Raw genomic sequence first — 15,875 nt, forward strand, 5'->3', positions numbered from 1 at the left:
CCACGACAACAAGCTGGCAAAGGCGCATCCATGACCGAAACGATCATCACGATACCGCGCCACCGCAAAATTCTCGATATGGTCCGCGCGGAAAATTATATTTCGAATGAACAGCTTGCCCGCGCACTTGACGTGACCGTGCAGACCATCCGCCGCGACCTCAATTTCCTTTCCGCCCATGGGTTTCTGGCGCGGCATCATGGTGGCGCCAGCAGCGTCGCCGCTTTCGAGAACATCGCCTACCGCCAGCGACAGGTCCTGAATGCCCGCGCCAAACAGGGAATCGCCGCCTATGCGGCTGCCATGATACCGGACAATACGTCACTCTTCATTAATATCGGCACCACGACGGAGGCTTTCGCACGCGCCCTGATGCAGCATCATGATTTGCGCGTGATCACCAACAACCTGCATGTCGCCTCGGCGCTCTCCCGGCATGAAAGCTTCGAGGTTTTTATCGCAGGCGGGCGAATCCGTCGGCAGGATGGCGGCATTGTCGGGGCGGAAGCGACCCAGTCCCTCACCCACTTCCGGACGGAAATCGGGGTGATCGGGATCAGCGGCATTGATGAGGACGGGGCACTTCTGGATTATGATCTGGAAGAAGTGCAATGCGCCCGCGCCATCATCCGCAATGCGCGGCGCGTCATGTTACTGACGGATCACACAAAATTTTCCCGCACGCCAATGGGGCGTGTCGGCCAGTTACGGGATATTGATGACCTTGTGACGGACGCCCCACCCCCTGAAAACATCCGTAAACTGCTTGAAGCTTCCGGCGTCACGCTACACGTCGTCAAAAGCTGACCGTGCGATTTACCCGGGCGGGCGGACGCGTTTGCAGGGCTGGAGGACGCGCAGCCCTGACATCACGCTGAGTTTAGTAAAATCTCATAAAATATGTTTTAAAATACACGCATTTGTTATTTCCATTTTAAGGATGTTCGTTTAAGTTCTCTTTAACGGAAGTTACGCATTCTGTATTCGGTTTCGACGGCAATCCGACGGTGTCATAGGACGAAAGCGCGCATGAAAGAACCGAGCAACATGCCCCTTGATTATGATCTTCTCATTATTGGCGGAGGTATCAACGGCACCGGCATCGCCCGGGACGCGGCAGGACGCGGGGCGCGCGTACTTCTCGTTGAGAAGGATGATTTGGCCGGCCACACATCATCGGCAAGCACAAAATTAATTCATGGCGGGCTGCGTTATCTTGAATATTACGAGTTTCGCCTCGTCCGTGAGGCGCTGATGGAGCGGGAAAATCTGCTCAGGATCGCGCCCCATATCATCTGGCCCATGCGCTTTGTCCTGCCCCATTCCGACATGCTGCGCCCGGCCTGGCTACTTCGGGCGGGGCTGTTTATCTATGACCATCTCTGCATGGGAATGACCCTTCCCAAAACGCGGCGCATTTATTTCAGGGAGGACCCCACTGGCGGGATTCTACAGCGCCAATATGTCAAAGGCTTTGAATATTCCGACGGGTGGGTGCAGGACAGTCGGCTTGTCGTGCTGAACGCGATCAGCGCACGTGAGCATGGCGCCACAATCCGCACGCGTACGCGCCTCCTGGCTGCGGAAAGGTTTGACGATTATTGGGAAGCCCGAATTGAAGACAATGTCACTGGCGCGGTAACAAAAGTCACAACACGCGCCATCGTCAATGCGGCCGGGCCATGGGTGACGGACCTCCTGCATGGGGAGTTATCCGTCACAAGCCGCAATTCAACGCGGCTTGTGAAGGGGAGCCACATTGTGGTCCCGAAGCTTTTCGACACGCCGCAGGCTTACATCCTGCAAAACCCTGATAAGCGCATCGTCTTTGCTGTGCCTTATGAAAGAGATTTCACGCTGATTGGCACAACGGATGTCAATTGGGACAAGTCCGCCAATCATGTTGAGATAAATGATTCCGAGGTCACATACCTTTGTGAAAGCGTCAACCGCTACTTCAACAAAACCGTCTCTCCGAAAGATGTCGTCTGGCAGTATGCCGGGGTGCGCGCCCTTTTTGATGATCATGCCGGAAATGCCTCCGCCGTCACCCGGGATTACAAGCTGGATCTCGACGTGGCGGGCGCCCCCGTCATCTCCATTTTCGGCGGCAAAATCACGACCTACCGCAAATTGGCGGAGCATGTGATTGAAAAGCTTACCCCCCACATGCCGGTTTTGGGCGCTGAGTCCTGGACAGCGCACGCTGTCCTGCCCGGAGGTGACTTTGCGCGTGCGGAATTTGACAGGCAGGTCGCCGCACTCGCGGATAAAGCGCCCTACCTGTCCCGTGAGACGGCCTGGCGGTTGGTGCGCAATTACGGGACACGCGCCGGGAATTTTGTGACATCGCGTCAGGAAGCTCTCGGACAGCATTTCGGTGCGGACCTCTATCAGGCGGAGGTTGATTACCTCATCTCGGAAGAATGGGCGCGATCAGTGGAGGACATTATCTGGCGACGCGGCAAATTCGGCCTGCGCCTGTCGCAGAGCGAGGTGACGCAGCTTGCCGCCTATATTGATGGGAAAATGGCCGCTCATGCTTGAAATGACTTCAAGGGCCGCATCGCCGCGGCGCAATCCCGTGCACTTTCTTCCGTGCTGTAAGGCGCGCTCTTACCGCCATTAAAGCTGAAAACGGCAGGGAGCAGATGTGAAAAAGACCATGTTCAAACTGCCGACAGACATTGTTTCCCCGCATCGCACAGCGCCACCTGTCCGCTGGCGACGATCTTTCAAGGCGCGGGATAAGCCCGGCTGACGGACCCAACTCTACCTTTCAGCGGCCGACCAAGGTGCGCCCACCTTCTTCGGCATCATCGCCACATGATCTGTCTGGACGTCTGACATGTCTCCCTCGAAAAGATTTTTTGGTGAGTTGATCTCGGAATTTATTGCTGTCGTGATCATCATTGCGTTTGGTGACAGTGTCGCCGCCATGTATGTGCTTTACGACCCCAGCCCTTACGCCAATGCCTATTGGGGTGTCGCCATCGTCTGGGGGCTTGGCGTGACCATCGCCATCTATGTGACTGGCGCCGTCAGTGGTACACATGCCAATCCGGCCGTCACCATCTCCCTCGCGCTGTTTCGTGGCTTCAGCTGGCGAAAAGTCCCTCTTTACTGCCTGGCGCAGATTGCTGGCGGCTTTGCCGGGGCGGCCCTCGTCTATCTCAATTTTGCGCCGGTCATTGATCATTATAACGCCGTGCATCATTTCAGCCGCTATCTTGATGGCGGGGCGTCAGGCGTGTTTTTCACCCATCCGGGGCTGGCCGTCACGCCCCTGCACTCTCTCGTCGTTCAGATTGTCCTGACCGCGCTTCTCCTCCTCGGGATTTTCGCGGTGACCTGCCACTACAACACCATGGCCCCGCAGGCGAATTCCGGCGCGCTCATCATTGGTCTTATCGTGGCGGCCATCGGGGCCTCTTCCGGCTATCTGGATGCGTGGGCCATTAATCCGGCGCGTGACTTCGGGCCGCGCCTTTTTGCCTGGTGCGCCGGTTGGGGTCCCTCCGCCATCCCGGCACCCGGAAATTACTGGTGGGTGCCGATTATCGGCCCCATCACGGGCGGCATTATCGGTGCGGGGATTTACCAATATCTCGTGCGCCCCTTCATGCCGCGCTTCCATCCGGGGGAAGCACACGCCCTCTCCAGCCCCAACAATCCCGACATCCCCGTCTGCTGAAGCCTGACCGGATCTCAAAGGCCGCCTTGCGAACTCAAGTCGCATTACAGGAAAATAACCATGTCTAAAAAAACGCATATTCTCGCGATTGATCAGGGAACAACATCGACACGCAGCATTGTCTTTGATCGTGACGCCCATGCGGTTGCGCTGGCACGACGCGAGTTCCAGCAATATTACCCGGAGCCGGGCTGGGTGGAACACGACCCGGAGGAAATCTGGAAAGATGTCCTCACCACAGCGCGGGAGGTGATCAGCAAAGCGGGCGGGGCGGATAAAATCGCCGGGCTGGGCATCACGACGCAGCGTGAGACAATTGTGATCTGGGAGCGTTCATCAGGTCGTCCCATCCATCGCGCCATTGTCTGGCAGGACCGCCGCACCGCACAGACCTGCGCGCGGCTTAAACATGAAGGGCACGAGAAAATCGTGCGGGAGAAGACAGGTCTGCTTCTGGACCCCTATTTCTCCGCCAGTAAGGTTGCATGGATTTTGGACAATGTGCCCGACGCGCGCCGGAAAGCGGAGAAAGGCGAGCTGGCTTTCGGCACAATTGACTGCTTCTTATTATGGCGTCTCACGGGCGGCACGGTCCATGCCACCGATATCACAAATGCGTCGCGCACGGCCTTATTCAATATCCATACGCAGGAATGGGACGACGCGCTGCTGAAGCTCTTCAATGTGCCCGAAGCCATCCTGCCATATATCGTCGATAATAGCGGCCATCTGGGTGATACGGACCCTTCGCTTTTCGGGGAAAAAATCGTGATTGGCGGCATGGCGGGTGACCAGCATGCGGCTTTGGTGGGGCAGGCCTGTTTTAAACCCGGCATGGCCAAATCCACCTATGGCACAGGGTGTTTTCTGCTGATGAATACCGGGTCAAAACCCGTCACATCGCGCAATCGCCTTCTCACTACGATTGGTTACCGGATTGGCAATGAAACGACCTACGCGCTTGAGGGGTCCATTTTTGTCGCGGGTGCCGCGATCAAATGGCTGCGTGACGGGCTTCATCTGATCACCCATGCATCCCAAACCGATGATATGGCGACACGTGTCCCTGACAGTCACGGCGTCTATATGGTCCCCGCTTTTGTCGGGCTTGGCGCACCGCATTGGGACCCGGATGCGCGCGGGCTGATTTGCGGGCTGACGTTGGGGTCAACCCAGGCCCATATTGCGCGCGCCGCTCTGGAATCCGTCGCGTATCAGACTTATGACCTGGTGCACGCCATGCGGGATGATGGCACGGCAGAAACGCGGGCCCTCCGGATTGATGGCGGCATGGCGGCAAATGACTGGTTCGCGCAGTTTCTGGCCAATATACTGGACACACCGGTTGAACGCCCGACAGATCTCGAAACAACGGCGCTTGGGGCCGCCTTTCTGGCGGGGTTGGCGACCGGCGTCTGGCAGTCCACCGATGAGCTTGCCAAAAGCTGGAAGCAGGACTCGGTTTTCAAACCACGCATTGATCAGGATTTGAAGAGAAATCTCCTATCCGGCTGGCAGGATGCCATTCGCCGCACCCTCACCCCGGCGGCGAGATAAGCAGAGGGCGGCGCTGCGGCATGAGGGCAGCGTCGCACCTTTACGCAGCGCTGCGACGCTTACTAAAGATCGCTGAGCGGCGGGGGCACTTCCGCTCGGGCGAGGGCTTCCTTCTGGCGGGATGCGAGGGCATCGACGTCAAAATGGGCGATGAGTTCCTGAAACAGGCGGTGCCAGTTGAGTTTCGCTTTCAACCTGACAAAGACGCTTCCAAGCCCGATCGCTGAACGATCAACCAGCACAAACTCCCGCGACGGCCGGACACCACCGGTGCGCTTGAGCCCTTCATAGACCCGCTCCGCAATATCCCGCCCGAAATTCGGGTCGTCATCCTCCTGAATCAACCGCTCACGATCATCCATCAGGGGACCATAGACGAAACGCGCCCATTCATTCAGGACGCGCGCCGTATCCCGCGAGAGGCCGGTAAAGCCCCAATTTTCATAGGCAGCGAGGGCCATATCCTCATCATCCGCCTGTAAAGCTGAAAAAAGATCGATGATGGCTTTGACAAAATGCGGCGGGAAAATCCTTATCGCGCCGAAATCGAGCAGGTTCAGCCCGTGATCCGGCCGGACGGTGAAATTACCCATATGCGGGTCACCATGGATAATGCCGTAGCGATAAACAGGCGTATACCATGCGTAAAACAAGGCGCGCGCGACGTCATTCCGCGCCGCCTGCGATGGATTTCCTTCAAGAAACGCTTTGATCCCCGCGCCGGAAACCCATTCCATCGTCAAAAGCCGCCCGGTTGAGAGCGTTTCGACAACTTTCGGGACCGTGACACGCTTCTGATCCGACAACATGTCGCCATAGAGCCGCATGTGGGAGGCTTCACGCTGGTAATCGAGCTCTTCCCGCAGCCGAGCTTCCAGCTCCTTGACAACCTGATCCTGCTTGATGGCGGGCAGGACGCGCTGTAGCACCCCGACCGCCAGCTTGAATTGCCGCAGATCAGACTCAACTGTGGCGCGCATATTGGGATATTGCAATTTGCAGGCAACATCCTGCCCGTCCATCGTCGTCGCGCGATGCACCTGGCCCAAACTGGCCGCCGCAGACGCTTCGTGACTGAAATGGCGGAATTGCCGCTCCCATTCCGGCCCCAGCTCCGACATCATGCGGCGGCGCACGAAACTCCATCCCATCGGGGGGGCATTGGCCTGAAGTTCGGCCAGTTGCTCCGCATAGGCGTCGGGCAGCGCGCCGGGGATGGTGGAGAGGATCTGCGCGCCCTTCATTAAAGGGCCTTTAAGCCCCCCCAATGCCAGGCGCAGCTCATTCGCATGTGCGGACGTGTCGGGTGAGAAGCCGAGTTTACTGCCGATCAGCCTTGTCGCGATCCCCCCTACCGTGCCTGACGTGCGGGCGAGGCGCTTGAACTCACCGAATAACCCGGTCTCATCGAGAGGATCTTTCTTCGTCATGCTGCAGGTTGTCTTTCCTCAAGGGCCTCATCCTCCAACGCATCAATCAGGCCGGAGATGACATCGAGACCTTTTTGCCAGAATGTCGGATCCGTCAGATCGATCCCGAAAGGTGCCAGCAATTCCTTATGAGACTGCGTGCCGCCCGCCTCAAGCAAAGCGCGATATTTGCGGGTGAAGTCCGGATGTCCCTGCTGGTAAAGCTGATAGAGCGCATTCACGAGGCAATCCCCGAAAGCATAGGCATAAACGTAAAATGGCGCATGGATAAAATGCGGCACGTAACTCCAATAGATGCTGTAACTTTCATCCAGCGTAATGGCCGGGCCGAGACTGTCGCGCTGGGTTTTCAGCCAGATTTCACCAAGTTGCGCTGCGGAAAGCTCACCATCCTGACGCGCCGCGTGCACCTCCCTTTCAAACTTGTAAAATGCGACCTGGCGCACGACAGTATTGAGCATATCCTCAATTTTTGCCGCGATCATATGGCGACGCCTGACTTTGTCTTTTTCATTGGCGACAAGGCGGCGGAAGACCAGCATCTCACCAAATACGGACGCGGTTTCAGCGAGCGTAAGCGGCGTGGCTGATTGCAGATAACCCTGCCGCCCTGCGAGGATCTGGTGCAGACCGTGGCCGAGCTCATGCGCAAGCGTCATCACATCACGCACTTTGCCGTGATAATTCAGCAGAAGATAGGGATGCACGGCAGGGGTGACGGGATGGGCAAAGGCGCCGGCGCTTTTGCCGGGATAAGGCGCGGCATCAATCCAGTCTTTGTCAAGGAAATCACGGGCCATTTCGCCCAATATCGGGTCAAAATCCTGATAGGCATCCGTTACAATTTGACGGGCGTCCTTCCAGGAAATCTGGGCTGTTTCATCCTGCGTTAAAGGTGCATTTCGGTCCCAATGAGACAGGCTGTCCAGACCCAGCCATCTTGCCTTCAGACGATAATAACGGTGTGAGAGATTTTCATAATTGCGCGTGACCGTCTCAACGAGCGTATCCACAATTTCCGGGGCAATGAAATTTGCAAGGTGACGACTACTATCGGGCCGCGCGTAACCGCGAAGTTGATCCTCAATCGCCTTGTCTTTGCTAAGGACATTGGTCACCATCGTCAGCACATGTTGATGCCGGGACAAGGTGGTGTGCACCGCATCCGCAGCGTCCTTGCGTCGGGCGCGATCAGGGTCGCTCAGGCGATTCAGCGCGTCGCCGAGAGGCTTCACGGCCCCATCAAGTGAGACGGTCATCGCGGCCTGCGTTTCATCAAAAAGCCGTACCCAGGCCGCGCGCCCCGTCACGTCTTTTTCAAGCAGGACTTTTTCCACGTCATCGGCGAGCTGATAAGGCCGCGTCAGACGCACGGCGCGGAGGAAAGGCGCCCAATGATTGAGAGACGTGTCCGCAAGACAGGCTTCCAGCCTGTCATCCGCCATACGGTTGATCTCCAGCGTGAAAAACATGATGTCAGAGGCGATCTTATTCAGCCGCTCCTGAATCATCTGGCTGAAGCGACCGACTTCATCCTGCGTCGCCTCCGTCGCGAAACGAAGCTGCGCATAAGCGTGGAGGCGGCCCATGCGCTCATCACATGTCTGATAAGCCGCAATTGCGTCAGCTAGCGCCTCCCCGGAAAGCTGCGCCACCTGCCCTTTATATTGCGTTGCGAAGGCACGCGCCTCTGCCGCGCAGCTTTCAATATCCCGGGCAATGGCAGGGTCATCAAGGCCTGCATAAAGGTCAGAGAGATCCCAGCGGGGAAGCGTCGATTCTCTATCGGTCGGCGTCGTCATGTCAGTCAAGTTATGATCCGTTTCATGTGTCATTCAGCGGAAAGGCGGCTCGTCAAAGCCTCTTAATTTGCGGGAGTGGAGGTGATCGACTCCATTGCGTCGCAAAGCGCGCATTGTTTCAATGCCGATCATCAAATGTTGGGAAATACGCGTCCGGTAAAATGTGTTGGCCATGCCGGGGAGTTTCAACTCACCATGCAAAGGGCGGTCCGAGACGCAAAGCAGCGTCCCGTAAGGGACACGGAAGCGAAAACCATTTGCTGCGATGGTCGCCGATTCCATATCCACGGCAATGGCACGGCTCATATTGATCTGGGAGAAAAGGGCGCGCAGGCGCAATTCCCAATTACGGTCATCCGTTGTCAGGACGGTGCCGGTGCGCATACGGGTTTTGATTTCCGACGGGCCAAGCTGCGTCACTTCCTGCGTGGCCTGTTGCAGCGCCACCTGCACCTCCGCAATGGGGGGCACCGGCACCCAGGCAGGCAGCATGTCGTTCAGGACATTATCATCGCGCACATAGCCATGGGCCAGCACATAATCACCCAGCTTCTGGGAACGTCGCAGTCCCGCACAATGGCCAACCATCAGCCAGCAATGCGGCCGCAACACGGCGAGGTGATCCGTGATCGTCTTGGCGTTTGACGGCCCCACCCCGATATTGACGAGGGTGATGCCGTGACCATCCGGCCGACATAAATGATAGGCAGGCATTTGCGGCAGGCTTGAAGGCTCCTCACCGGAGATCGGCCCCTCCTTGCCATAGACCGTATCCCCCGGCGCGACGAAATGCGTATATTCCTCCCCCAATTGTGCCGCGGCAAAATCCCTGAAGCCATCGACGTAACGTTGATAATTGGTGAGGAGGATGAATTTCTGGAAATGCTCGGGCGATGTCCCCGTATAATGATGCAGCCTCGCGAGGGAATAATCCGTCCGCTCCGCTGAGAATAATGAGAGGGGACGCGGGGCTTCGCTTTCCGGCTTATAGACGCAATTGGCGATGTCATCATCCGTTGCATGCAGGTCCGGCAGGTCAAACCCCGCGCCATGACGTTGCAGCATTTCAACCGAAAGCCCCTCGCCGGATTTGACGACATAAGGCAGCGGAATAGGACGTCGGGAGAGCCCGACATAAACGGGCGCCCTGTAAGTTGCCATCAGATCTGCAAGCTGATCCCGCAAATACGCGTCGTAAAGTTTCGGGCGGGTGATGGTCGTGCCGTAAAATCCGGGTTCAAGCAGAATATCATATCGGGCACGCGCCGTGATATCCGCCGCATTATGGCGCTGAAAGAAAGCGAGATAGGGATAATAGCTCGACCCTTTCCCCTCTCCCTTAATGGACGCCGCAACGCGGGCGACCTCACCCTCATAGAGCGCGACGAGGCGTTCATAGGCGCTTTCCGCCGTCGCGGCGCGTTCAAACGCCGAACCCACGCGCGATAATGCCTCCAGATCCTGCGTTTCGTCCATTGAAGCCCCCCTGGCCTGCGCCTTACCCACGCACACTGCGCCGCAGCGTCGCGCGGAAGCCATTATGGTAGCCCTTGTTAAGGCTTGAGGGAAGGCAGGAAGCGGACGCCTTTATAAAACGCGCGGCGGACCCGCCGGAGGACGCAAATCATGCGCTCCCCAACCTGATAATCACGGGTGAAATGCCTGTGTTCCATCATTGATCAATGACACAATATTTGGCATGACAAAGCATATCGGTGCCTTCAGGCGGTCTCTTCTTCAGTTCGGCAGCTTCCCATCCAGCTCAATTGTCAAAATGGGCAGTGTTGCCTCTTAAAAGGGGGTTTTATGCGTTACCTGGTGACGGGCGGGGCCGGCTATATCGGGAGTCATATCGTCCTCGCTCTTTTAGATGCGGGGCATGAGGTCGAGATCATCGATAATCTGTCGACCGGCCATCGGAAGGCCGTGCCCTCTGCCGCCCGCCTGCATGAGGTTGACCTGCGCGATGGCGCGGCGCTCGCATCGATTTTCGGGGCGCATCAATGGGATGGCGTGTTTCATCTTGCCGCGCTCTCCATCGTGGGGGAAAGTATGCGCGACCCCCTTCATTACCTTGAGCATAATTTCACCTCATCGCTGAACCTGATTAGATCCTGCACGCAGCACGGCGTTCGCAAGATGGTATTTTCCTCAACCGCCGCGCTCTTCGGGGGGCCGGACCGGCACGGCGCCATCACAGAGGATGCCGCGATCATTCCGGGCTCAGCCTATGGGGAAAGCAAGTTCTTCATTGAGCGCACATTACATTGGGCGGATCAGGTGCATGGCCTCCGCAGTGCCTGCCTGCGTTATTTCAACGCGGCCGGGGCGGACCCTGACGGCCGCGCGGGGGAAGATCACAAGCCGGAAACGCACCTCATCCCGCTTGCCCTCGATGCAATGCTGCACCGCCGTCCCGCCTTGCAGATTTTCGGCACGGATTATGAGACGCCTGACGGGACCTGCATCCGCGATTACACGCATGTATCCGATATTGCCGCGGCGCATATTTGCGTTCTGGACGTGTTAGACCAGCGCAGCGTCGCCTATAATCTCGGCACCGGCACCGGGCATTCCAATCTCGACGTTTTAAAGAGTATCGCACGCGTCAGCGGTCGCGATGTCCCGTGGCATGCGGCGGAGAGACGGGCCGGCGACCCGTCCGGCCTGGTCGCTGATGCGACGTCTTTCACAAGAGATACGGGTTGGACACCCCGTTATGCCGCAATTGATCAGATCATCGCGACGGCGCTCGCCTGGCGCGCGCGCCATCCTGATGGTTACGGAGATGCTGCGCGCCAGATCGATGCCGCCAGCGTGATGCGTCGGTAAGACCTCACGCAACCACGCTTGCGGGCGATACGGGCCGGATCAGGCGCGCAGGCTTTCCGGCGCGTCCGTCACGTCAAAGCCGATTGACCGCGCATAATCCTGTGGCACAATCATCCAGAAACGCGGGAGATGATCCTCCCAACGATGCAGGATCTCCTGCGCATAGGCACTGCGCGTTTCCGAAACGTGACGTTCGACAAGGTGCCGCAGCCGCGCCTGCCATTGAGGCGCGATGACGCGACTCCATAATAGGGTTTCACGGTTCAGCTTCTCCTCAAACCGCCCCTCTACATCCAGCACAAACGCCATGCCGCCAGTGAAGCCAGCGCCAAAATTTGCGCCTGTCTGTCCGAGTATGACGACTTCCCCACCTGTCATATATTCGCACGCATTCGCGCCGCAGCCTTCAATGACGCTGAGCGCGCCGGAATTGCGGACCGCGAAGCGCTCACCCGCCTGCCCCGCTGCAAAGAGCGCGCCGGACGTCGCGCCATACAGCACCGTATTGCCGATAATCGCGTTTTCCTGTGATCGCCAATGGGCTGTCGGGGGCGGCCGGACGACGATCGTGCCGCCGGAAAGACCTTTCCCAACATAGTCATTCGCATCTCCGACAACATCAAGTTTAAGGCCCTTGACGGCGAAAGCTCCGAGTGACTGCCCCGCCGCGCCACGCAGCCGCAGGGTCAGATGGTCATCCGGCAGGGCATTCATCCCATAGCGCCGGGTGATCATGGACGAAATGCGCGTACCAATGGCGCGATCCGTATTCTGCACCGTGTAATGCAATTGCAATTTTTCACGATGGTCAAAAAAGGGCTTGGCGTCCGCGATGACCTGCTCATCCAGCGCATCCGGCACCGGGTTCCGGCCTTCACGCGTGCAATAACGTGCATAGGGCCCCGGATCGGCCTGGACGAGGAGGGAATTCAGGTCGAGATCGTCCAGATAATCCGCCCCGCGTGAAACCTGATGCAGAAGATCCGTGCGTCCGATCACGTCTTCCAGCTTACTGTAACCAAGCTCCGCCAGGATATTGCGGACATCCTCCGCGATGAAGGAGAAAAGATTGATGACTTTCTCCGGCGTGCCTTCAAATTTGGCGCGCAGCGTCTCATCCTGCACACACACACCGACGGGACAGGTGTTAGAGTGACATTGACGCACCATAATGCACCCCATCGCAACCAGCGCCGCCGTGCCAATCCCGAATTCCTCCGCGCCGAGCATGGCGGCGATCACGACATCCCGCCCGGTTTTGATCCCGCCATCCGTGCGCAGGACGATGCGATGGCGCAGCCGGTTGAGCATCAGCACCTGATGCGCCTCACTCAACCCCATCTCCCACGGAAGGCCCGCATGTTTGATGGAAGATTGCGGGCTGGCCCCTGTTCCCCCACTATGACCCGAAATCATGATCGCATCCGCCTTGGCCTTCGCGACCCCCGCCGCGATCGTGCCGATCCCGCTCCGTGCGACGAGCTTAACCGTCACTGTGGCATCGGGGTTGATCTGCTTGAGGTCGTAAATAAGCTGTGCGAGGTCCTCGATCGAATAAATATCATGATGCGGCGGGGGGGAGATCAGCGTCACGCCTTTCGTCGCGTGGCGCAGGCGCGCAATCAACTCCGTAACTTTGAAGCCCGGCAACTGGCCGCCCTCACCCGGTTTGGCGCCCTGCGCGACCTTGATTTCAATCTCCCGGCAGCTATTGAGATATTCCGCCGTGACGCCAAAGCGCCCGGACGCCACCTGCTTGATGGCTGAACTCGGATTATCCCCGTTTTCCCGCGGGCGAAAACGCGCAGGATCCTCACCGCCTTCACCGGAATCAGATTTGGCACCGATGCGATTCATGGCGATTGCCAGCGTCTCATGCGCTTCCGGGCTCAGCGCCCCAAGGGAAATCCCCGGCGCAACAAGGCGACGGCGGATTTTCGTGATGCTTTCCACCTGATCAACCGGGATAGGCTGACGGTTTTTGCGGAAATCGAGGAGGTCCCGCAATGCGACGGGCGGTTGCTGGCGCACGGCGTCCGCATAACGCTGATAGAGCGCGAAATTTTCGCTACTCACCGCGCTTTGCAGCATATGGATCAATTGCCCGTTGAACGCATGGACCTCACCCTTGCGGCGCAGTTTGTAAAGCCCGCCAATGGGAAGCGCCTGGACATCCTCCCCCCAGGCTGCGCGATGGGCCGTGATGACGTTGCGCGCCAGTCCGGGTAGGCCGATCCCTGAGATACGCGAGGGCATGCCGGGGAAAAACTCCGCGACAAAAGCACGCGATAAACCAACCGCCTCAAAATTATAGCCACCGCGATAGCTCGCCACGATGGAAATGCCGGATTTCGACATGATTTTGAGGAGGCCCTTATCCAGCGCCTTGCGATAACGCTCGACCGCATCCCGTAAACTCAGAGCACCGAAAAGGCCGCGTTTGAGGCGGTTGGCGATGGCCTCCTGCGCGAGGAATGGATTGACGGACGTCGCGCCCACGCCAATTGTTACCGCCATACCATGCACGTCAAGCACGTCGGATGACCGGACATTGAGCGATGTAAACGTCCGCAAAGATTGCCGCACCAGATGAATATGCACCGACGCCGTCGCCAAAATCATCGGGATCGCGACCCGGGATGCGTCCTGTTTCTCATCGGATAAGAAGAGATGGGTGCATCCACCGCGCACACTTTCCTCCGCCTCACGCCGGATGCGGGTGATTGCCTGTTTCAAACCCGCCTCCCCTTCCGCAAGCGGGAAGGTGCAGTCAATCATCTGCGCTTCACGTCCACAGAACTGCCGCAACGCTTCGAACTCACCATTCGTCAGGACGGGGCTGGGCAGAAGCAACATGTCGCATTGGTCCGGCGTCTGGTCGAGTATATTGCCCAGATTGCCGAGGCGCGTGGCCAGACTCATCACGTTCAGTTCACGCAGCGAATCGATGGGTGGGTTCGTGACCTGGCTGAAACCCTGACGGAAATAATGCGCCAGGCCACGATAGGTCTTTGACAGCACCTGCAAGGGCGCATCATCCCCCATGGAGCCGATGGCTTCGGACGCATTCTCGATCATGGGATGAAGGATCATCTCCAGATCTTCGTAAGTCAGGCTCATGGCGAGTTGCCGCCGCATGAGGGCGTCATCATCAAGTGTAACGGGTTCCGCGACGTCATCCCGCACGATGGCCTTGATGTTTCGCGTCCGCTCTGTCCAGGAGGCAAACGGTTTTTGTGCCGCGAGGTGGCGCAGCATCTCATCGGGCATGTAAAGCTGCGCTTTATCCAGGTTGAAGCCCAGCGTCTCGCCCGGGCCCAACCGCCCCTTGGCGGTGACGCGCGCATCTTCAACATGCACCATCCCGGTTTCCGAACCGACAATCAGCAATCCGTCCGTCGTCATCGTATAACGCAGAGGCCGCAGACCGGCGCGATCCAGCCCCGCAATCACCCAACGCCCATCCGTGGCGCAGAGGGCGGCCGGGCCATCCCACGGCTCCATCACCGCATTATGATAATGAAACAGCGCGCGCTCATCTTTCGTCAGCCCCGAGGCCTGGCTCAGAGATGCCGGGACGAGCAAGGTTTTGACCAGCGGCGCCGGTCGCCCGGCGAGCGCGAGAAGCTCAAACACATTATCCAGCATCGCCGTGTCAGAGCCCGCAGCCTGTATGACGGGTTTGATATCATCCATGTAAGCGTCGAAATCCGGATGGGCCAGGCGCGTTTCATGGCTGCGCATCCAATTGACATTGCCGGAAAGCGTGTTGATTTCGCCATTATGGGCAATGCGCCGGAAAGGCTGGGCGAGCTTCCAGGTCGGGAATGTGTTGGTTGAGTAACGCTGATGGTAAATGGCGAAGCGCGAGATGAACTGCGGATGGAGCAGATCCGGATAAAAATCCGTCAGATTCTCCGCCAGGAACATGCCTTTATAAATGACGGACCGGCAGGAAAGGGAGCAGACATAAACGTCCGTCTGGCTGGCGGAAGCAGCTTTCTCGATACGACGCCGGATAACGTAAAGGTCGCGCTCAAATTCATCTTCCGAACGGCCGAGCGCATTGCGGATAATGATCTGCTCAATTTCCGGCCGGGTCGCATTGGCTTTTTCCCCGATGCATCGCGTGTCGATCGGCACTTGTCGCCAGCCATAAATGCTGTGGCCGAAATTAAGAACTTCACTCTCAATGATGGAGCGCCCGGCCTCCTGCGCGACGAGGTCCGTTTTCGGCAGGAAGATCATACCGACAGCGAGCCGGGCATCTTCCGTCCCCGCACCGCTATAATGAATCACATCCCGGAAGAAGTTCTGCGGAATTTCTATATGAATACCTGCGCCGTCACCCGTCTTGCCATCAGCATCCACGGCACCGCGATGCCAGAGGGCCTTTAACGCCTCAATGCCCGCCTCAACCACATCGCGGCGGGGCTTCCCGTCCAACGCGGCGATAAGACCAACGCCACATGCGTCTTTCTCCTGCGCGGGGTCATAGAGATTTTTGAGGGCGGCGACGTTATTCTGCCATTCCGTGACGAAGTTATTTTCTGACATGGT

9 protein-coding genes are annotated in these 15,875 nt (G+C 58.0%); 5 read left to right on the plus strand and 4 right to left on the minus strand.

Annotated features, from left to right (window positions below; genetic code table 11):
• The first annotated feature begins 30 nt into the window (after positions 1-30).
• The 4 genes from N5W20_RS04730 (at position 31) to glpK (ending at position 5,251) form a co-directional block, all read left to right on the plus strand.
• Positions 31-807 carry a DeoR/GlpR family DNA-binding transcription regulator gene (locus N5W20_RS04730; protein WP_319807758.1) on the plus strand — a complete coding sequence of 259 codons (777 nt, stop codon included), beginning with the start codon at positions 31-33 and terminating at the stop codon, positions 805-807.
• A 222-nt stretch (positions 808-1,029) separates the two neighbouring features.
• Positions 1,030-2,547 (plus strand): glycerol-3-phosphate dehydrogenase, encoded by a 1,518-nt coding sequence (glpD, locus tag N5W20_RS04735; RefSeq protein ID WP_319807759.1) that lies wholly within the window; start codon positions 1,030-1,032, stop codon positions 2,545-2,547.
• Positions 2,548-2,848: 301 nt separating this feature from the next.
• Entirely contained in the window at positions 2,849-3,694 is an 846-nt protein-coding gene (locus tag N5W20_RS04740) for an MIP/aquaporin family protein (protein ID WP_319807760.1), read from the plus strand.
• Between the two features lie 60 nt (positions 3,695-3,754).
• Positions 3,755-5,251, plus strand: a complete 1,497-nt coding sequence (gene glpK / locus N5W20_RS04745; RefSeq protein ID WP_319807761.1) for a glycerol kinase GlpK — start codon at positions 3,755-3,757, stop codon at positions 5,249-5,251.
• 62 nt (positions 5,252-5,313) lie between these two features.
• Here the strand turns inward: glpK and N5W20_RS04750 are convergent, their stop codons facing one another.
• Genes N5W20_RS04750 through N5W20_RS04760 form a run of 3 tightly spaced genes read right to left on the minus strand, consistent with a single transcriptional unit; the run spans position 5,314 to position 9,959 of the window.
• Positions 5,314-6,681 (minus strand): ABC1 kinase family protein, encoded by a 1,368-nt coding sequence (locus N5W20_RS04750; RefSeq protein WP_319807762.1) that lies wholly within the window; start codon positions 6,679-6,681, stop codon positions 5,314-5,316.
• Positions 6,678-8,483, minus strand: coding sequence for a M3 family oligoendopeptidase (locus N5W20_RS04755; protein WP_319807763.1), 1,806 nt, complete (start codon positions 8,481-8,483; stop codon positions 6,678-6,680). Before N5W20_RS04755 ends, N5W20_RS04750 begins: the two co-directional genes overlap by 4 nt.
• Positions 8,484-8,516: 33 nt before the next feature.
• Complete coding sequence (locus N5W20_RS04760) at positions 8,517-9,959, minus strand: AMP nucleosidase (RefSeq protein WP_319807764.1); 1,443 nt, start codon at positions 9,957-9,959, stop codon at positions 8,517-8,519.
• A gap of 330 nt (positions 9,960-10,289) precedes the next feature.
• Here N5W20_RS04760 and galE point away from each other — a divergent pair, with 330 nt between their 5' ends.
• Positions 10,290-11,315 carry a UDP-glucose 4-epimerase GalE gene (gene galE / locus N5W20_RS04765; RefSeq protein ID WP_319807765.1) on the plus strand — a complete coding sequence of 342 codons (1,026 nt, stop codon included), beginning with the start codon at positions 10,290-10,292 and terminating at the stop codon, positions 11,313-11,315.
• 39 nt (positions 11,316-11,354) lie between these two features.
• On the opposite strand, the gene gltB is transcribed toward galE, so the two are convergent.
• Positions 11,355-15,872, minus strand: a complete 4,518-nt coding sequence (gltB, locus tag N5W20_RS04770; RefSeq protein ID WP_319807766.1) for a glutamate synthase large subunit — start codon at positions 15,870-15,872, stop codon at positions 11,355-11,357.
• Positions 15,873-15,875: the final 3 nt, after the last annotated feature.

It is taken from the genome of Candidatus Kirkpatrickella diaphorinae, assembly GCF_025736875.1.
Classification (GTDB): Bacteria; Pseudomonadota; Alphaproteobacteria; order Acetobacterales; family Acetobacteraceae; genus Sorlinia; species Sorlinia diaphorinae.